We start from the raw sequence: 20,405 nt of genomic DNA, 5'->3' as shown, positions 1-20,405 counted from the left end.
TGGCGTATTTATTGCTTGTTTTCAGGTATGCACTTTTTTCCTGAAAGCCGGAGAAACAATAATGTCTGAAGCAGTCGGAAAACACGCCGTGGGTACACCTTACCTGCGCGTCGATGCCCTGAGTAAAACGTCAGGGCGTGCCCGCTATACCGATGATATGCCCATGCCGGGTATGCATTACGCCAAATATGTCCGCAGCACTATTGCACACGGTATGGTCACTTCCGTTGATACCGCCGAAGCGCTCGCGATGCCGGGTGTGGTTGCGGTCTTTACCTGTGACGATGTACCGCCAATCCCGTTTGCGACCGCAGGTCATGCCTGGTCACTGGAGCCTGCCAAACGCGATGTGGCTGACCGTCTGCTGCTCAACCGCCATGTCCGCCACCACGGCGACGGTGTGGCTATTGTGGTTGCCCGTGATGAACTGAGCGCAGAAAAAGCGGCCGCGCGGGTGAAAGTCACTTATGATGAACTGCCGGTGATCACCTCACCACAAGCGGCTCTGACTGCTGATGCCCCGCCGATCCATGCCTGCGGCAACCTGCTCAAACGCACATCCATCAATGCAGAGAGCGCAATAGCGACTGTCAGCCGTTCGCCGTATCAGTTCCGTGGTCATTTTGATACACCGGTCGTCCAGCACTGCCATATGGAAGGCGTTACCTGCTACGCATGGCAGGAAAACGATCATAAAATCTCTATCGTATCCAGCACACAGATCCCGCATATTGTCCGCCGGGTAGTCGCGCAGGCACTGGATGTGCCCTGGTCGCACATTCGTGTGATCAAGCCGTATATCGGCGGCGGCTTTGGTAACAAGCAGGATGTTCTGGAAGAGCCGATGGCCGCCTGGCTGACACTCAAACTCGGCGGGATCCCGGTCAAAGTGGAACTGAGCCGCGAAGAGTGCTTTTTTGCCACACGCACCCGTCATGCTTTCCATATCGATGCACAAATGGGGCTGACCGCAGAAGGCACGCTTAATGGTTATCATCTGGATGTGATATCCAATACCGGCGCGTATGCCTCTCACGGGCACTCCATTGCCTCCGCCGGGGGAAATAAAATTCCGTATCTTTATCCCCGCTGCGACTACGGCTATTCTGCCGCAACTGTGTATACCAATTTTCCTGCAGCCGGTGCGATGCGCGGCTATGGCGCGCCACAGGTCACATTTGCTCTCGAATGCCTGATGGATGATGCCGCCGCACAACTCAATATCGACCCCGTCGAGATCCGCCTGCGTAATGCGGCACAAACCGGAGACTGCAACCCGGTCAATAAGAAAACGATTTACAGCGCGGGGTTAATTGAATGTCTGAAACAGGGAAAAGAACTGTTTGGCTGGGATGAACGCAAAGCGCTGGCGCTGGCAACCAGAGGCGATATCCGCCGGGGTGTCGGCGTTGCCTGCTTCAGTTATTCCTCCAACACCTATCCGGTCGGCGTGGAAATTGCCAGTGCCCGCCTGCTGATGAACCAGGACGGCACCATTAATGTGCAGGTCGGTGCGACAGAAATCGGTCAGGGATCTGACACCGTATTTTCCCAGATGGTCGCTGAAACCCTCGGCGTACCCATCAATACCATTCAGTTGATCTCCACACAGGATACTGATATCACGCCATTTGACCCGGGCGCATTTGCATCACGCCAGAGTTATGTTACGGCTCCCGCACTGAAAGAGGCTGCACTGACATTACGCCAGAAAATCCTGGCGCATGCTTCACTGATGACTCACCAGGCCGCCTTTAATATGACCATTCTCAACGGGGATATTGTTCTGGAAGCAGAGCCGGAAATCGTCATCACCACGGTTGCCGAAATCGCCATGCACAGTTTTTATCATCAGGAAATCGGCGGGCAGCTCTCCGCAGAATCCTCTTATAAGACACAAACCAATCCGCCGGCATTCGGCTGTACCTTTGTTGATGTCACTGTCGATATCCCGATGTGTCAGGTGACAATAAACCGCATCATTAATATGCATGATTCCGGTCAGATCCTGAACCCGCAACTGGCAACAGGTCAGGTGCATGGCGGGATGGGAATGGGGATCGGTTGGGCGCTGTTTGAAGAGATGCTTATCAACGAAAAATCCGGTGTTGTTCATAACCCGAACCTGCTCGACTACAAAATGCCGACAATGGTTGACCTGCCGGATCTGGAATGTGGTTTTGTCGAAACTTACGAGCCACAATCCGCCTATGGTCATAAATCGCTGGGAGAGCCGCCGATTATTTCCCCGGCTGCCGCTATCCGTAATGCCATCAGGATGGCGACAGGTATTTCCATTAATGAAATTCCGATGACACCAAAACGGCTGTTCCGGGAATTTGTCAACGCCGGGCTAATCAGGGGATAATGACAATGTATGATTTTGAAACTTACAAACGCGCTGAGAGTATCACTCATGCCGTTGCCCTGCTTGCTGAAAACCCGCAGGCAAAACTGCTGGCAGGCGGAACGGATGTCTTAATTCAGTTACATCACCTGAATGAGCGCTTCCGTCATATTGTGGATATCCATGATTTACCGGCACTGCGCGGAATAAGTACGGATGATAAAGGTCATATCCGGATAGGCTCTGCCACCACATTCTCCGAACTGATTGACAGCCCGCTGATTAACCAGTGCCTTCCCGCATTAAGTGAAGCAGCGGCAACCATTGCCGGGCCACAAATCCGCAATGTGGCAACTTACGGCGGAAATATCTGTAACGGCGCCACCAGCGGTGACTCCGCCTGCCCTTCCCTGGTTTATCAGGCGGAGCTGGAAATTGCCGGACCTGCGGGAGTCCGCCGTATTCCCCTGCGCGGCTTCCATACCGGTCCCGGAAAAGTGGCATTTGAGCCGGGAGAACTGCTGGTCGCATTCCATTTCTCACCGGAAAATTACCTTAATAAAGGTGCGGCGAGCTATAAATACGCCATGCGCGGCGCAATGGATATTGCCACCATCAACTGTGCGGCCCTGTGTGAAATCCGCGACGGGCGCTTTGAAGAACTGCGCCTTGCATTTGGTGTTGCAGCACCTACACCAGTGCGCTGTGAGCATGCCGAAGCCGCAGCAATCGGGAAACCGGTCACAGCGGCAACACTGAAAGCCGTCAGTCAGGCCATTGAGCAGGATGTTGCACCGCGCACCTCATGGCGCGCCGAAAAAGAGTTCCGCTTACATCTCATCCGTGTTCTGAGTGAACGGGTGATCCGCGCGGCGGCTGAACGCCTGGGAGAAAAAATCGCATGAATATGAAAGAGTGGATAACTATTAGTTGCACACTGAACGGGCAATTACGTGAACTGACTGTCTCTCCGGCGGCAAGGCTGTCGGATGTTCTGCGGGAGCAGGGGTTAATCAGCGTAAAACACGGCTGTTCCGTGGGTGAATGTGGCGCCTGTACTGTTTTAATTGATGGTGTTGCTATCGATACCTGTCTGTATCTTGCTGTCTGGGCAGATGGCAAGCAGATCCGCACAGCAGAAGGTGAAATAAAGAACGGCAAGCCTTCAGCAGTACAGCAGGCTTATGCAGAAAGTGGTGCCGTACAGTGTGGGTTCTGCACACCGGGACTGATTATGATGACAACCGGACTTCTGGAGAAACATAAGGGGCATCCCCTGACTATCCGCCAGATCCGCCACGGACTTGCCGGTAACCTGTGCCGCTGTACCGGTTATCAGATGGTCGCAGACGCCGCTGATAAACTTCAGAAAAATCAGTAATACCCAACGTCATTCAGGATGCGGCCAACTAACCTGCAGTTTGAATGAATAAGGGTATAAAACAGGATGCCGCAGCTGGCTTCAGGGCTGCGGTACCTGTTTCTTCAGCAATACCGGCAGCGCGTGTTCTTCTCCCCAGCTTTTTAGCATCAGCAATATCGGCGTCAGCGATTCACCTGCTGCCGTCAGGCTGTATTCCACTTTCGGCGGCACCTGCGGATACACTTCCCGGTGGATAAGTCCGGCATCCTCCAGCTCACGCAGCTGCTTTGTCAGCATACGCGGTGTAATAAACACCAGATGCCGCCGCAGTTCATTAAACCGCTTTGTTCCGCTGATCAGATGATAAAGGATCATCCCTTTTCCTTTTCCGCCCATCAGTTCCAGCGATGCTTCCACCGGACAGGCTTCATAAGCGTATGACTCGTAGCGGGTCTTTTTTACAGTATCCATTTTGTACCTATATACCAAAAATGTGCGTACTTGTTAAAAATACATCATAGCTTATGATAAGCACCATTGAAAAAATCTGCACACATTAATCAACAAGGACTCCGTTATGACAATCACACAAGCTGTAATGCGCCGCTACTCCACCAAATCATTTGATCCGGCAAAGAAAATCAGCGCGGACGTTATGGAAGAGATCAAAACTCTGCTGCGCTACAGCCCGTCCAGCGTCAATATTCAGCCATGGCATTTTATCATTGCACAGAGTGAGGAAGGAAAGCAGCGTATCGCTGCATCCACTCAGCCGGGCTATGAATTTAATACCGCAAAAATTACGCACGCCTCTCATGTTGTTTTGCTGTGCGCAAAAACGGATATTGATGACGCTCATATCAATGCCGTGCTGGAGCAGGAAGACAAAGACGGACGTTTTGCCACACCGGAGCACAAAGCAGCGAATAACGGCGGTCGTAATTTCTTTGTCAATTTCCATAAAGAAAAACTCAGTGACCTGCCGCACTGGCTGGAAAAACAAACCTTCCTGAACCTGGGCGCGCTGTTACTGGGTGCCGGCGCCCTGGGTGTGGATGCAGTACCGATGGAAGGTATGGATTTTGATACACTGAATAATGAATTCGGTTTGTCTGCCAAAGGGTTAGCCCCGGTCGCAGTGGTATCTCTCGGCTATCGCAGTACGGATGATTTCAATGCCGCTCTGCCAAAATCCCGTCTGCCGGAAGAACAGATTATCACCATAATCTAACAGCATGATTTAAAAACAAAAAAGCCGCACGGTGACCCCGTGCGGCTTTTTGTATCAACAACTATATAACTAGTCTGCTGATAATTCGTATTTTTTGATCTTCCGGTACAGCGTGGCGATCCCTATTCCCAGCTCTTCTGCCGCCTGACGTTTATTATCATAACGTTGCAGTGCTTCACGGATCATCTGCTTTTCCATCTCTTCCAGCATGGTTTCACCGTGCAGAGACTGATCATCAGCCGGCAACGGCGGATTAACATTGATCGGAACAGATTTGACCGGAATAGTTTTAACCGGAATGGTTATGTCGCTTTGATACGACTCTCCGGCAATCTGACCCGGCAATGCCGGTGTATTTATTGCTTGTCCGGCATGTTTCGCAAAGTTCGGCGGTAACAGTGAAATATCAATCACTTCACCCGGCGGCACCACATTCACCAGATATTCCATCAGGTTACTCAGTTCCCGCAGGTTTCCCGGCCACGGCCAGGCATTAATCACTGCCATCACCTCATCCGAAATCCCCGGATACACCAATCCGAGGCGTTTGGTATGCACATTCAGGAAATGATGCACCAGCAGTTCCACATCGCCGTAGCGTTCACGCAGCGGCGGCAGAGCTATCGGGATAACATTGAGGCGATAATAGAGATCTTCCCGGAACTTACCTTCACTGACAAACTGCTCCAGGTTCTGGTTGGTCGCAGACACGATGCGGATATCCACCGGGATAGTCCGGCTTGACCCGATTGGCTGAACTTCGCGGGATTCGATTGCGCGTAATAATTTAGCCTGAACAAGCAGCGGCATATCCCCTATTTCATCAAGAAATAAAGTGCCTTTATCTGCGGCCTGAATCAGACCCTGTTTTCCGTTGGCAGACGCCCCGGTAAACGCCCCTTTCACATAACCAAACAGCTCACTTTCCAGTAACTGCTCAGGAATGGCGGCACAGTTAATTGCAATAAACGGCTTTTCGCTGCGGTTACTCAGCTTGTGAATAGCGCGCGCCACCACTTCTTTTCCCGTGCCGCTTTCACCGGTAATAAGAATACTCGACGGACTGGGGGCCACACGGGAAATCAGATGCTTGAGCTGACGGACAGGTTCCGATTTTCCGACCAGGTGTTCAATGAATAATCCGTTCTCGCTCTGGCGTGCCTCACTCATATCAATTGCCGCGTGAGACTGATGGAATGCCATCAGGAACATCTGACAGCCGTTCACCACATGCAACTGACCGATAATGATATTGCTCTCACCATCGTATGACACAATGTGCTGTAAGTGCCCGCTGTTCAGGCTCTTGAAGTAAGTCAGCGGACGGATGGTCACAACTTTGCCTGAGATTTTTTCATACGGAATATGGAGAATTTTCAGTGCATGGGGATTCGCAAATTTCAGATGATTGGAGTCATCAAGGATCAACACGCCCTGATCCATAAATTCAATCAGGCTCAGTAAGACTTTTTGTGCCCCGCTGCGACCTTCTTGTTCATCCAGCAGTTTAGCGACAAAAATATTCGAAATATGCTGCACATAGTCCGAGAAATCGTGAATATTATCGCGGATCCTTTCCTGTTGTTCTGATGTGACCGCCACCAGGCTAATCACACCGATACAGCGATCCTGGAAAATGATCGGCGTACCGATAAAGGCTTTCTCCTTACAGTTATCTTTATCCTCACAATTCAGGCACAGGGGATCAAAACAGGAATGGGTGACAATTTTTTCCTTTTTTGTCTCCAGAACATAGCGCAGAAGCTGAGAATTGTTCGTCAGACGATGCCCCAGATGCTGATTAAACAGCCCTGTTCCGGCAATCCTTGTCAGTTTGTCATCGACGATTTCCACATCAAGTTGCAGCACGCTGGCGAGCATCTTGCTGAAGTGAACGATCGTCGGTTGTATCTGCATCAGCACAGACAGTGATTTTTCAGTGATCATGCTTACGACTTCCTATGCTCTTCAAATGACATAATATGAAAGAAAGTACATAACACGGTAATTAAATGATTTTATTATAGTTATATAGTGTATACCCAATATCGTCCGGGATGCCGGCCGGCTTCATGCCGCCAACGAACCTGCAGCCTGAATGAATAAGGGTATAACCTGATTTCACATTGCCAGATATTTTCCGCCGAAACTCCAACACATGTACGAAAATCACACTTTTCTTTAGCTTTGATAATGAAAATGCAAGCGTGATCACTTTATTTTATCAATATGATAATCACCGCGCTGACTTTATCATTCTGGCCCCGTTCCCTCTGTTTTGTCCTCTCACCAGTCTGATTCTGACCCGGAATTGCCGGTACTGAAAATAACTTTTATTCGCATTTGTCAGACATAAGCTATCTAAAACCCCCTTACATTTGTGATCATTCTCCCAACTTCATCCTGCATTCAGACCAAAAACAGCCTTCCCGACTTACCTGGCATGCTTATTGTTAATAGTCAGAGTACACATGCAGAAATGCCTTCGTCTCACTGCATATTCAATTGTCACCGGCCATTTCACATAGGATTTAAAGATGAAAAACGTTAATGAATTATTGAAAGATATCGCCAGACTGAAATCGAATCTTCATCAAAAAGACTTTTTACTCACCTGGGAGCAAAGTCAGGATGAATTGACGATGGTGCTTGATATTGCCGCGGCGCTGAAAGGATTGCGTGCCGATAATATCGCAACCAATGTGTTCACAAATGGCCTTGGTATTTCTGTTTTCCGTGATAACTCCACCCGTACCCGTTTCTCCTATGCATCCGCACTGAATATGCTCGGTCTGGCACAGCAGGATCTTGATGAAGGAAAATCACAGATTGCCCACGGTGAAACAGTACGTGAAACCGCGAATATGATCTCTTTCTGCGCAGATGCAATTGGTATCCGTGACGATATGTACCTCGGTGCCGGTAATGCTTACATGCGTGAAGTCGGTGCCGCGCTGGATGAAGGTTTTGAAGAAGGCGTTCTGCCGCAGCGCCCTGCGCTGGTTAACCTGCAATGCGATATCGACCACCCGACACAATCAATGGCGGATCTGGCCTGGTTACGTGAGCACTTCGGGTCACTGGAAAATCTGAAAGGCAAAAAAATCGCCATGACCTGGGCGTACTCACCAAGCTACGGTAAACCACTCTCTGTTCCGCAGGGCATTATCGGTCTGATGACCCGCTACGGTATGGATGTGACGCTGGCGCATCCGGAAGGTTATGACCTGATCCCTGATGTCATCGATGTGGCAAAAAATAATGCCAAACAGTCCGGCGGCAGCTTTAAACAAGTGACGTCTATGGCTGAAGCGTTCAAAGATGCGGATATCGTGTATCCGAAATCCTGGGCACCTTACAAAGTCATGGAAGCCCGTACCGGTCTGCTGCGTGCTGATGACCATGATGGCCTGAAAGCCCTGGAACAGCGCTGCCTGGCACAGAATGCGAATCACAAAGACTGGCACTGTACTGAAGAGATGATGAAGCTGACCAAAGGCGGCGAAGCACTCTATATGCACTGTCTGCCTGCGGATATCTCCGGCGTTTCCTGTAAAGAGGGTGAAGTGGAAGAGGCTGTATTTGAGAAATACCGTATCGCCACTTACAAAGAAGCAAGCTGGAAGCCATACATTATCTCCGCCATGATCCTGGCCCGCAAATTCCCGCAGCCGGCCGTCGTGCTTGAGCAACTGCTGAAAAACGCACGTAAACGTATTTTGTAATCCGGAACCCGGCCGGTAACGGCCGGGTCCTTCTCCCGATGATATGAGGTGAGGCAATATGTCTGTCTTCTCACTAAAGTTAGATATTTCAGATAACCGTTTCTTTAACGGAAAACACTCCCCGCTTTTCTCCCGCGCTGAAGCACACAAGGCGCTGAAATTTCATGAGAAAATTACGGGATACCATCCTACCCCGCTGTATGACATGAAAGATCTCGCCGGGTTACTCGGCGTGGGCAACATCCTGGTAAAGGATGAATCACAGCGTTTTGAACTTAATGCCTTCAAAATCCTGGGCGGCTCTTATGCCATCGCCCACCTGTTGTGCGAAAAGTACAACATGAATATTGATGATTTCTCCTTTGAGAAACTCAAAAGCACTCTGACCGAAAAAATGACGTTTGCCACCACAACGGATGGTAACCACGGACGCGGTGTGGCATGGGCTGCCCGTGCATTAGGTCAGAAAGCCGTTGTTTATATGCCGAAAGGCTCCGCACAGGAGCGCGTGGATCACATCACCGGTCTCGGCGCTGAGTGTATCGTCACTGATATGAACTATGACGATACCGTCCGTCTCACCATGGAAAATGCCAAAAAACACGGCTGGCTCGTGGTGCAGGATACCGCTTGTGAAGGCTATACCAAGATCCCGACCTGGATTATGCAGGGCTACACAACACTGGCTGCCGAAGCAGTCGCCCAGATGAAAGCAATGAAGATTACACGCCCGACTCACGTTCTGTTACAGGCAGGTGTGGGTGCGATGGCAGGCGGCGTGCTGGGCTATCTGGTTGATGAGTTCGGCGCAAAAGATCTGCACTCCATTATTGTTGAGCCGGAACTGGCAGATTGCCTCTACCGCTCAAGTCTGAAAGGCGAAATCGTCAATGTCGGCGGGGATATGGCAACCATTATGGCAGGTCTTGCCTGTGGTGAACCAAACCCGATTGGCTGGGAACTGATGCGCAACTGTGCAACACAGTTTATCTCCTGTGAAGATGCGGTTGCCGCTCTCGGCATGCGTGTTCTCGGCAACCCGTACGGCAATGATACCCGGGTGATTTCCGGTGAGTCCGGCGCAGTGGGCCTCGGCGTACTGGCAGCGGTTCATCATCACCCGAAACGTGCGGAACTGATGGCAAAACTCGGCCTCAACAGTGATTCCGTCATCCTGGTTATCAACACCGAAGGTGACACAGATACAAAACATTACCGTGAAGTGGTCTGGGAAGGTAAAAACCCGGCACATAAATAATCATCTTACGGCGGTACCGCGTGTATCCGCCGTGACAAATTTAACTGATTACGAATTTAACTGATTGGAGAATTGAAAGATGGCTAAGCAAATCCCGTTTGATAAAATTGTCGAAAAAGCAGAACACTATAAAAAAGACATGACCCGCTTTCTGCGCGATATGGTGGCAATTCCCAGCGAAAGTTGTGATGAAAAACGCGTGATCCACCGCATTAAAGAAGAGATGGAAAAAGTCGGCTTTGATAAAGTGGATATTGACCCGATGGGTAACATCCTCGGCTATATCGGTCATGGTCCGCACCTGATTGCAATGGATGCGCATATCGACACCGTGGGTATCGGTAATATCAAAAACTGGGAATTCGACCCGTACGAAGGTATGGAAAACGACGAAATTATCGGCGGACGTGGTACATCTGACCAGGAAGGCGGTATGGCTTCCATGGTGTATGCCGGTAAAATCATCAAAGATTTAGGTCTGGAAGATCAGTATACCCTGTTAGTGACCGGGACTGTTCAGGAAGAAGACTGTGATGGTCTGTGCTGGCAGTACATTATTGAGCAGGACAAAATCAAACCTGAATTTGTGGTCAGTACCGAGCCGACAGACTGCCAGATCTACCGTGGTCAGCGCGGGCGTATGGAAATCCGCATTGACGTTCCGGGGATAAGCTGCCACGGCTCTGCACCAGAGCGCGGCGATAACGCTATCTTTAAAATGGGTCCTATCCTGGGTGAATTACAGCAACTGGGCAAACGTCTGGCAACTGATGAATTCCTGGGTCAGGGTACACTGACTGTCTCTGAAATTTTCTACACTTCTCCTAGCCGTTGTGCAGTGGCTGACAGTTGCGCCGTGTCTATCGACCGCCGTCTGACCTGGGGCGAAACCTGGGAAGGCGCTCTGGATGAAATCCGCGCATTACCGGCAGTGAAAGCCGCGAAAGGTGTGGTATCCATGTACACTTATGAGCGCGCATCATGGACCGGTCTGGTTTATCCGACAGAGTGCTACTTCCCGACCTGGAAAGTGGAAGAAGATCATTTCACTGTCAAAACCCTGGATCGCGCATTCCGCGGCCTGTTCAACAAAGAGCCGGTTGTTGATAAATGGACATTCTCCACTAACGGTGTGTCTATCATGGGTCGCCATGGTATTCCGGTTATCGGTTTTGGTCCGGGTAAAGAGCCTGAAGCTCACGCACCAAATGAAAAAACCTGGAAAGACCATCTGGTTACCTGTGCGGCAATGTATGCAGCCATTCCGTTAAGCTATATGGCTGAACTGAAAAAATAATCTTGTCAGCAATATCTGCCCCGCACTCATGTGCGGGGCTTTTTTCCGGAGTACCCCCCTATGCGCACACTCATTATCAACGGCACCGTCGTCAATGCTGACGGACAATACCGGCAGGATGTACTGACAGAGAATGGTCTCATCGCACAGCTTGCTCCGTCCATAAATCCTCCGGATGACTGTCAGGTCATTAATGCGCAGGGATGTTACGTCTTCCCCGGCGGAATTGATGTTCATACCCATTTTAATATTGATGTCGGGCTTGCCCGCAGCTGTGATGATTTTTATACCGGTACGCGTGCGGCGGCCTGTGGCGGAACAACTACCATTATCGATCATATGGGGTTTGGTCCTGCCGGCTGCTCATTGCACCATCAGCTTGAGAATTATCACCGCTACGCCAAGGGACGCGCTGTTATTGATTATAGTTTTCATGGTGTTATTCAGCATATCAATGATGATATCCTCAATGAAATTCCGCTGATGGTCGCGGACGGGATCAGCAGTTTTAAACTCTATCTGACTTATCAGTACAAACTGGATGACCCCGATATTTTACGGGCACTGCAACAGCTTAACCGCTCAGGCGCGCTGACTACTGTGCATCCGGAAAATGATGCTGTGATAGCACAGCGTAAAGCTGAATTTGTGAAAAAAGGTCAGACCGCACCCATTTTCCATGCTCTGAGCCGCCCGGCTGAATGTGAGGCGGAAGCTATCGGCAGAATGATCAACCTGGCGCAACTGTCCGGCAATGCCCCGCTCTATATTGTGCATCTGTCCAACGGGCTGGGGCTGGATTATCTGAAAATGGCGAAAGCCCGGCATCAGCCGGTCTGGATAGAAACCTGTCCGCAATATCTGTTTCTGGATGAGCGTTGCTATGAGCGCAGTGATGCACTGAAATTTATTTTAAGTCCGCCGCTGCGTAACCAGCGGGAACTTGATGCGCTGTGGGTCGGGATAAATGATGGTTCCGTGGATGTTGTGGCAACCGATCACTGCACCTTCCCGTATCAGCAACGCCAAGCGCTCTCCGGCGGCGATTTCACCCGCTGCCCTAACGGGCTGCCCGGTGTGGAAAACCGCATGTTACTGATGTTCTCAGCCGGCGTTATGCAGGGACGGATTTCACCGGAGCGATTTGTGTCCCTGACCAGTGCCAAACCAGCGGAACTGTTTGGGATCTGGCCGGAAAAAGGTGTTATCCGGCCGGGTGCTGACGCCGACATTACTATTATCGATCCGGCGCAGACAACCACTATCCGCCATGCAGATCTGCATGATAATGCCGATTACAGCCCGTACGAGGGCATGATATTACAGGGCGCCATCCGTTGTACTTTGTCACGCGGTGACATTATTTACCATGATGGCGCATTTACCGCAGAGCCCGGTCGCGGTCGTTTCCTGAAACGACGTCCGTTTCAGGCACCGCTCCGGCACTATTAATCATTGTCCGATTATCGTTTCAACTAATTCAATACGGGTAAGAAAGAATGAAAAAAACAATCGTATTAGCACTGGGCGGCAACGCACTGGGTAATGACCTGCCGGGGCAAAGAGAAGCAGTAAGAACCACCTCCGTTGTGATTGCTGATTTGATAGCGCAGGGATACCGCGTCGTCGTCACTCATGGTAACGGTCCGCAGGTTGGCATGATCACACAGGCCTTTGAGGCCGCGAGCAAAACCGAAGCCAAATCGCCGGTTCTGCCGATGTCTGTCTGTGTTGCACTCAGCCAGGGCTATATCGGCTATGATTTACAAAATGCACTGCGTGAAGAACTGCTGAACAGAGGGATCCATAAACCGGTTGCCACACTGGTAACTCAGGTTGAAGTGGATGCAAACGACCCGTCATTCCTTAACCCGACCAAGCCTATCGGCGCATTTTATAGCAAAGAAGAAGCAGATGAGCTGACCAAAAAAGGGTTTGAAATGCGTGAAGATGCCGGGCGTGGCTACCGTCGTGTGGTCTCTTCACCAAAACCGGTTGATATTATTGAAAAAGAAACCGTCAAAGCGATGCTGGATGCCGATCAACTGGTGATCACTGTCGGTGGTGGCGGTATCCCTGTTATCCGTGAAGGCAATACCCTGCGCGGTGCAAATGCGGTTATCGACAAAGACTGGGCAAGCGCCAAACTGGCAGAAATGATTGATGCGGATATGCTGATCATCCTGACTGCCGTTGAGAAAATCGCGATTAATTTCGGCAAACCAAATGAGCAGTGGCTGGATAAACTGACATCAGCCGATGCGCAGCGCTATATCGATGAAAAACATTTTGCACCGGGTTCCATGCTGCCGAAAGTGGAAGCGGCACTGTCATTCAGCCGCAGCCGCAAAGGGCGTAAAGCCCTGATCACTCTGCTGAGCAAAGCAAAAGACGGAATTGAAGGAAAAACAGGGACGGTTATCAGCGACCAGTAGGTTCCCGGTTAATTCCTCTTTTTATTCGTAATAAAAAAATCATTAATAACTAAATGACCGGATATCCGGTCATTTTTTTCATCATGAATAAAATAACTCCTCCCCCATATTTAACAAAACAATAAGTTTTTCCACCTAATGTTTTTTATTGTATTCCTGCGACACATAATGAAACATATAAATGAAATTATGACAGGATAAACAAACCCATCAAAAATTCGATTAATTTCAATCAATTAAATAAAAAAATTGATATGTAAATGACATAATTAAAATGAATAGCAATAATGGATTACATACTGACATGAATTACTCGTATGAATTGTAACAGCCTGCCGCGGCAATACATACAACCTGTAAAATAAACATATAAGATATAAATAACTATTTTTCATTCCTTTTATGATTGACAGTCATACAAAAAACCAGAAACCAATAACAAAAAATCTACATTTAAAAATAAACACTTGATTATAAAGATAAAATTCACTGAAATATAATAAACAAAACCACACAAACAATAAGTAAAAATAATTAATCTATATGAATGATTTATTTAATACGTATAATCAAATACCTGAAATCATCCAAAAACATTAAATTCATTATTTTTAAATATTGATTTCAACATTTAAGAAATTTGTAAAAATAATATTTTTAACTTGTTTTTCTGTTTTTATTTTATGAAAAAATAAAAATCTACAATCCGTTTATTATCTGTATAAACAAACTAGGGTATATTATGCATAAGAAATTAATCGTTTTATCTATTGCTGCTTTATTCGGTACTACTGCTGCTCAGGCTGCAAACCAAACAAGTGTCGAGTTTTTAGGTAACGTTCAGGCAATCAGCTGTGATATTAATGTGAACGGCCAAAGCCAGGTCTCTCTCGGAACAGTAAAAACATCCGACTTTATAAATGCTAACAGCGCTATCACTACCGGACAGAAAGAATTTCAGATTGCATTAACCGGTTGTGATACACCTGCTGCTGCTGGTACTGCATCACTGGAAGTGAGTGGTGATACCGTATCAGGTACCAACAACATTTTCCTGCAGAAATCTAAAAACCCAACCAGTAATGTCGGTGTTATGCTGATGAATGGTGCAAATCCTGTAGAAAACGGCTCACTCGTTGAAATTGGTAAAGTAACTGAAGGAGAAGGCGGCGCCTTAAATCCTTTAACTGATAATACCGTCACTTTAACTGCGGCATATGCATCTACTGCAACATCACAAAATGTAACAGTCGGTACTTTTAATGCACCTGTTCTGTTCTCATTTGTTTATCAGTAATTAATTTTCAGGGAGGGCATCCACGCTATTCAGCGTTATCTGAATAACTGTGTATATCCCTCCCTCTTTATACGAAAAAAAAAAATGAAATATATATTAATTCCTTTTCTTTTACTTATGACAATATCTGCTCATGCAAAAACGGCAGGAATATCATTTCAGTTAGGCGCACTGCGGGTTGTCTATGATGAAGGGCAAAAAAGTGCTCCACTGGATCTCATCAACAACTCTTCAGATACTCCGATCCTGACACAGACGATAATTACTGATGATCCGAAAGGAAAAGCAGTAAATGACTTTAAGGTTATTCCGCCATTAACCAAAGTACTGCCGGGGTCATCTAATCAGATTAAGATAATCCAGACAAACAGAAATTTGCCTGATGACAGGGAATCACTTTTTTATATAAACAGCAAAGCACTGAGTGCTGCGAATAAAAATGATAGTGATAATAACACTGTAGGTGGTGGTATTAATGTCGGAATTGCATCTGTAATTAAACTTTTTTACAGGCCTGCAAATCTTCCGGTAACAGTGGATGATGCACAAAAAAACCTTATGCTTTCTGTCACTGATAAAAAGCTTACCATTACAAACCCATCACCTTATTACATTAATTTAGTCAATGTGAAAATAGGTAGTGAAAATATTGGTATTTCAGAAAAACCAATGCTTGCTCCATTTGAAAAGCATTCATACCAGCTGAATAAAATGGCCACTGACAAAAAAATAAAATGGACAATTATCAATGATGCTGGTGGCCTGTTGGAATTTACCCGTTAATATAAAAAAAATAATTATCAGTTTATTGATATTATTGCCATTCTTTCAGGCAAAGGCAGCAACGACAGCTCAGTTAAATTTCACAGCAAATATTATGCGTTTATCCTGTGAATTATCAGCATCAAATTCGAGTATACGATTTAACCGGGTAATAACATCACAACTGAAAGGATCACAGTTGTCGGATATAAAACAATTTTCAATTAATATTAAAAATTGTACTGGATTACCAGGTATCGGTCTGAAACCACAAGTGGTTATCTCCGGAAATGGATTTAAAAGCCAGGATGGAAAATGGATTTTCAGACAGGATAATTCTAAACTTAAAAATATCGGTGCAATGATATTTCATAAAGATCAATCGCCTGTATACCAGGATAAAGAATTAAATCCCGGAGACCGCGTTGAATTTAACTATAACGGACAAGATTTACCTATAGGTGAGTCAATCAACTTTCATGCCGGGCTTACGTGTGGTGATACCGTAACTTGTAATAAAGCACAAAAAGAACCTGGTGAAATGAAAGCTATTGTTTATTTTGATTTCAGATATGACTAAATGAAAGAATATATATTAAACCACATTATTTTCATAGCGTTATTTCTATTTACATTGAGTGGCCATGCACAAAACAATACAAATGGAATAACACTTAACAAAACAAGAGTAATTATCGTTAATAGTACTGATAGCTTGTCAATAAATAATAATGGTGGTGATACCTATCTTATAAAAAGCGACATATTGACCGGGCCTGAAATTAACGACAAGAAAAATGACAGCATGATTATTTCACCTCCCTTATTAAAAATAAAGGGAAATGAAACAAAGACCCTGAGGTTATGGAAAAAGAAGCATCAGGTATCGGATCGTGAGGATATTGCATACCTCTCTGTTCTTGCAATTCCTTCAACGCCTGATAGCCATATTGATAATGATTATATTGCAGTTGGATTAAGAAGTGTCATTAAAGTATTTATAAGACCGCCGTCATTACCTGAACTCACTCATCATTCAGCATGTAGCATGGATTTTGAAAAAACAGTAAATACGCAGGTTACCGCAACCAATACCACCGCTTATTTCATCACCATAAGTGAAATAATAGTTAGTAACAATGAAAATATATTAGATAAGCCCGTAATGATTTACCCTTTTGATAAAATCAAAATAAACATACCTCCGAAATCACAAGAAATAAAATGGCGGTATATCAATGACTATGGAACAGTCTCTGAGTACTGCCATGGAAAAATAAAAAACAACTAATAGAAAAATATTATTTTTAATACAAGGAAATACTTAAAAATGAAAAAACACAAAATAAAAAATAAACATTTTTTTGTATTAACAATGATACCTGTATCTGTTTTTCTATCTGCAAACTATGCATTTGCCGATGATTTTTTTGATCCTGCATTTTTATCTTTCGGTGATAATACAGTGTCTGATCTGGATTTATCCAGTTATGAAAAAGATGATCAACTCCCTCCGGGTGAATATTATGTCAACATTAGTGTTAATAATAAATTTAATAATGAAGAGCTTATTACCTTCGACTCCGATAAAGAAAATAAACTGACGCCATTATTGACACCATTACAGTTAATTAATTTTGGTGTAAATGTAAAAGACACACCTTCGCTGAAAGATTTACCTGAAGACAAGCCTATTATTAATTTATCTGAATTAATACCGGACTATCAGTTTACATTTAATGAAAATAAACTGGATCTGCTGTTCAGCTTCCCTCAGATCGTCATGAAAAATAAAGATAATGGCTCTACTGACCCATTGCTTTGGGATGATGGCGTACCGGCATTAATACTAAACTATAATGTTATGGGTGGAAAAACAGAATCAAATGGTACTAAGTCCGAAAATTTATTCACACAACTATATGGTGGTATAAATTTTCAGGCATGGCGTCTGAGAATGAATGCCAGTAATAACTACTACAAATCAAGTTTAAATGGAAAAACCACATCTGCTAACAATCATGATATTAATAATGTCAGATTATACCGTGACATTAAATCATTAAAATCTAATCTTAAAATTGGTGAAATCTTCCCTTCCTTAGATATTTTTGAGTCATTTCCTATCAAAGGAATATCATTATCAAGCAGTAACGACATGATACCGGAGTCACTGCGTGGATTTGCACCGACTATCACCGGTTATGCCAACAGTAATGCTACCGTCACTGTCAGCCAGAATAATAATGTGATTTATCAGACTTATGTTTCTCCCGGCCCCTTTTCGATTGATGATATCCGGCAATCACAGTTATCCGGGGAATTAGAAATAACAATAACAGAAGCCGACGGTACAGTCAGAAAACAGATTTATGCATCCAGCGGGCTGCCTGTTATGGAGCGGGAAGGCGGATTTAAATATGAAGCGTCATCAGGGGAATATAACAGTAAAAACTCAAAAAAGAAGTCATTCCTTCTTGGCGCATTCAGTTATGGTTTGCCGAAAAATATCACCGTATATGGCGGCGCCCTGATTTCAGAAAAATATTACTCCACTGTTATGGGGGTCGGTACATCTCTGGGTAAATTCGGTGCGCTGTCTGTTGATATTACGACATCAGATACAACACCGGAAAATACACATCAGCGGGAAAAAGGTCAGTCTTACCGGATAAAATATGCAAAAAACATGTTATCCACCGGTACAACTATTGACCTGGCGGCATACCGTTACTCAACTGAGAATTACCATGATTTCAATGAAATTAATAATTTCCAGTATACTGATAATGCATGGACACACGGAAAGCAGCGCTCAAGTTTGCGCCTGAGTGTCAGCCAGCAGCTGGGTAAGTATGGGTCTGTTTTTGTTGCCGGTAACCGTGAAGACTTCTGGGATAATAAAACCGTAAATAACAATTTATCGATGGGTTATAACGGATCTCTCAGCAACATAAATTACTCATTTTCTTACAGCATTGAAAAAAAGAAAGGTGATAACAATACCTGGCCGGAAGACCGGCGCTGGACCGCTAATATACAGATCCCTTTATCAATGATGAGTAATAATGAATTTGCAAAAAATTCATCAGCTTCCTATTCACTCAATGGCAGCAGGAATGCATCGACCACGAATAATCTTGGTTTAAGAACCTCTTTTCTTGATAATAAAGTGGGTTTGTCATTAAATCAGGATTACTCACATAACAGCGACCAGACCAATAATACAAATATTAATGCCAATTATACCGGAAACATTACAAACAGCAGCGTCGGTTATAGTTACGGAAATAATTATAATTCATTGAATGCTAACATTAATGGCACAGTTGTTCTCCATGAAAAAGGAATGATTTTTTCTAAACAGGCGGGCAATACAGCATTAGTTATTATTGATGCGCCGGGTGCAGGTGGTACAAAAATTAATACAGGGCTTTCCGATATAAACAGCAATGGACAGGCATTAGTTTTTGCCGGTAATCCCTATAATAAAAATTCAGTTGCATTGGATGTCACAACACTGCCGGACAATGTGGAAGTCGATAGCTCTGTTATTAATGTTTATCCGACAAAAGATGCTGTTGTTCTCGCAAAATTTAAAACGAAACAGGGCTACCAGGTACTCTTTACATTAAGCCAAAACGGGAATGAATTACCATTTGGTACAATTGTCGCCACTGAAAGTGATAATACAAATAGCGGAATTGTTGGTGACAACGGACAGGTTTATCTTTCCGGTCTTCCCGCAGAAGGAACTATACTGGCAAAATGGGGTAATTCGGAAAACCAATCCTGTCGCAGTAATTACAACCTGAAAAAGGACAGTACATCAATTGATGACGATAATCATTTTATTAAAGAAGTTTCACTACAGTGTCAGTAAAACTTATCAAAAAATGGTACTTATTATGAAATATCTCTTTATAACTTTATGTATTTTATTAAGTTCACTGACAAATGTTCAGGCCGCACCTGATGATAGCGGCGGATTATCCTTGCATGTTACCCGGGTTATTTATCATGAAGATGACCAGAAAGGCGTTACACTCAATATTATAAACAACTCAGATAATGACTACCTTCTTCAATCTACTGTCCGTGATATTGACCCGCAGACAGGAGGAGTAAGTCAGTCAGAACGTAAAAAGATGCCATTTATCATCACTCCGCCACTTGATAAATTTACCGCACACAGTGAAAAAACACTGCATATCCGCCGGGTAAACAGTATTCCACTGTCAGATAAAGACGAGTCTGCATTCTTTATTTCGTTAAAAGCCATTCCGGTTACTGAACAGCCGGATGCCACCGGTAATAGTGTTGTTCTGGCTACCGTTATTAATCTAAAATTATTTTATCGGCCAAAAGAATTAACCCGGGATTTTATTTATGCATCATCTTCATTACCGGCGTTATGCAAAAAAGACAATATGCTAATTGCAAAAAATAATACGCCATACTGGCTGGTATTCAGTTCCCTTAAAACCGATAAAGAAAATATCGGCGAAGAGCAATTACGTCATATGATACCGCCGCATGAAAGTTATCCATATGAAATTAAACGTGATTTAAATCACCAGCAAGCCGAATGGACTCTGATTGATGAAAGTGGCTGGATAACACCATCAGAAAAACAAACTATATCGGATTGCAATTAATAGTGATTATTATTTTTCAGGTAAAAAAATGA

General features: G+C 45.4%; 17 protein-coding genes. 15 read left to right on the top strand and 2 right to left on the bottom strand.

The window, feature by feature from the left end; translation table 11 throughout:
* Positions 1-61: 61 nt before the first annotated feature.
* From xdhA to xdhC, 3 genes are read left to right on the top strand one after another with little or no spacing between them, the layout of a single operon-like run.
* Positions 62-2,368: a xanthine dehydrogenase molybdenum-binding subunit XdhA gene (gene xdhA / locus AYY17_RS12660; protein WP_067424181.1), complete on the top strand. Its 2,307-nt coding sequence runs from the start codon at positions 62-64 to the stop codon at positions 2,366-2,368.
* 5 nt (positions 2,369-2,373) lie between these two features.
* Positions 2,374-3,252, top strand: coding sequence for a xanthine dehydrogenase FAD-binding subunit XdhB (gene xdhB / locus AYY17_RS12655; RefSeq protein ID WP_067424475.1), 879 nt, complete (start codon positions 2,374-2,376; stop codon positions 3,250-3,252).
* On the top strand, positions 3,249-3,728 hold the full coding sequence (xdhC, locus tag AYY17_RS12650; protein ID WP_067403677.1) for a xanthine dehydrogenase iron sulfur-binding subunit XdhC: 480 nt from the start codon (positions 3,249-3,251) through the stop codon (positions 3,726-3,728). Before xdhB ends, xdhC begins: the two co-directional genes overlap by 4 nt.
* An 81-nt stretch (positions 3,729-3,809) precedes the next feature.
* Here the strand turns inward: xdhC and AYY17_RS12645 are convergent, their stop codons facing one another.
* Positions 3,810-4,181, bottom strand: coding sequence for a winged helix-turn-helix transcriptional regulator (locus AYY17_RS12645; RefSeq protein WP_067424179.1), 372 nt, complete (start codon positions 4,179-4,181; stop codon positions 3,810-3,812).
* Between the two features lie 106 nt (positions 4,182-4,287).
* Here AYY17_RS12645 and nfsB point away from each other — a divergent pair, with 106 nt between their 5' ends.
* The gene (gene nfsB / locus AYY17_RS12640) at positions 4,288-4,941 is read left to right on the top strand and encodes an oxygen-insensitive NAD(P)H nitroreductase (protein WP_067424177.1); all 654 of its coding nucleotides are present in this window, start codon (positions 4,288-4,290) and stop codon (positions 4,939-4,941) included.
* A gap of 69 nt (positions 4,942-5,010) precedes the next feature.
* Here nfsB and AYY17_RS12635 read toward each other — a convergent pair whose 3' ends face one another.
* On the bottom strand, positions 5,011-6,888 hold the full coding sequence (locus AYY17_RS12635; protein ID WP_067424175.1) for a sigma 54-interacting transcriptional regulator: 1,878 nt from the start codon (positions 6,886-6,888) through the stop codon (positions 5,011-5,013).
* Between the two features lie 590 nt (positions 6,889-7,478).
* Here AYY17_RS12635 and ygeW point away from each other — a divergent pair.
* The 11 genes from ygeW (at position 7,479) to AYY17_RS12580 (ending at position 20,373) form a co-directional block, all read left to right on the top strand.
* Positions 7,479-8,666, top strand: a complete 1,188-nt coding sequence (ygeW, locus tag AYY17_RS12630; RefSeq protein ID WP_067403667.1) for a knotted carbamoyltransferase YgeW — start codon at positions 7,479-7,481, stop codon at positions 8,664-8,666.
* Between the two features lie 58 nt (positions 8,667-8,724).
* A complete protein-coding gene (dpaL, locus tag AYY17_RS12625; protein WP_067403665.1) occupies positions 8,725-9,924 on the top strand; it encodes a diaminopropionate ammonia-lyase in 1,200 nt (399 codons plus the stop codon).
* A 79-nt stretch (positions 9,925-10,003) separates the two neighbouring features.
* The gene (locus AYY17_RS12620; RefSeq protein ID WP_067424173.1) at positions 10,004-11,221 is read left to right on the top strand and encodes a YgeY family selenium metabolism-linked hydrolase; all 1,218 of its coding nucleotides are present in this window, start codon (positions 10,004-10,006) and stop codon (positions 11,219-11,221) included.
* A gap of 60 nt (positions 11,222-11,281) precedes the next feature.
* A complete protein-coding gene (gene hydA, locus AYY17_RS12615; RefSeq protein ID WP_067424170.1) occupies positions 11,282-12,673 on the top strand; it encodes a dihydropyrimidinase in 1,392 nt (463 codons plus the stop codon).
* 47 nt (positions 12,674-12,720) lie between these two features.
* Positions 12,721-13,656, top strand: coding sequence for a carbamate kinase (arcC, locus tag AYY17_RS12610; RefSeq protein WP_067424168.1), 936 nt, complete (start codon positions 12,721-12,723; stop codon positions 13,654-13,656).
* Between the two features lie 742 nt (positions 13,657-14,398).
* Complete coding sequence (locus AYY17_RS12605; protein ID WP_067424166.1) at positions 14,399-14,953, top strand: fimbrial protein; 555 nt, start codon at positions 14,399-14,401, stop codon at positions 14,951-14,953.
* Between the two features lie 84 nt (positions 14,954-15,037).
* A complete protein-coding gene (locus AYY17_RS12600; RefSeq protein WP_067424164.1) occupies positions 15,038-15,736 on the top strand; it encodes a fimbrial biogenesis chaperone in 699 nt (232 codons plus the stop codon).
* On the top strand, positions 15,702-16,295 hold the full coding sequence (locus tag AYY17_RS12595; protein ID WP_067424162.1) for a fimbrial protein: 594 nt from the start codon (positions 15,702-15,704) through the stop codon (positions 16,293-16,295). Before AYY17_RS12600 ends, AYY17_RS12595 begins: the two co-directional genes overlap by 35 nt.
* Entirely contained in the window at positions 16,296-17,006 is a 711-nt protein-coding gene (locus tag AYY17_RS12590; RefSeq protein WP_067424160.1) for a fimbrial biogenesis chaperone, read from the top strand.
* Positions 17,007-17,045: 39 nt separating this feature from the next.
* Positions 17,046-19,598 carry a fimbria/pilus outer membrane usher protein gene (locus AYY17_RS12585; protein ID WP_067424159.1) on the top strand — a complete coding sequence of 851 codons (2,553 nt, stop codon included), beginning with the start codon at positions 17,046-17,048 and terminating at the stop codon, positions 19,596-19,598.
* Positions 19,599-19,623: 25 nt separating this feature from the next.
* Complete coding sequence (locus AYY17_RS12580; RefSeq protein ID WP_162271115.1) at positions 19,624-20,373, top strand: fimbrial biogenesis chaperone; 750 nt, start codon at positions 19,624-19,626, stop codon at positions 20,371-20,373.
* The last annotated feature ends 32 nt before the right edge of the window (positions 20,374-20,405 follow it).

The sequence above is a fragment of the Morganella psychrotolerans genome (genome assembly GCF_001676055.1).
In the GTDB taxonomy this organism is placed as follows: domain Bacteria; phylum Pseudomonadota; class Gammaproteobacteria; order Enterobacterales; family Enterobacteriaceae; genus Morganella; species Morganella psychrotolerans_B.
This window is presented reverse-complemented; position numbering and strand designations above follow the sequence as displayed.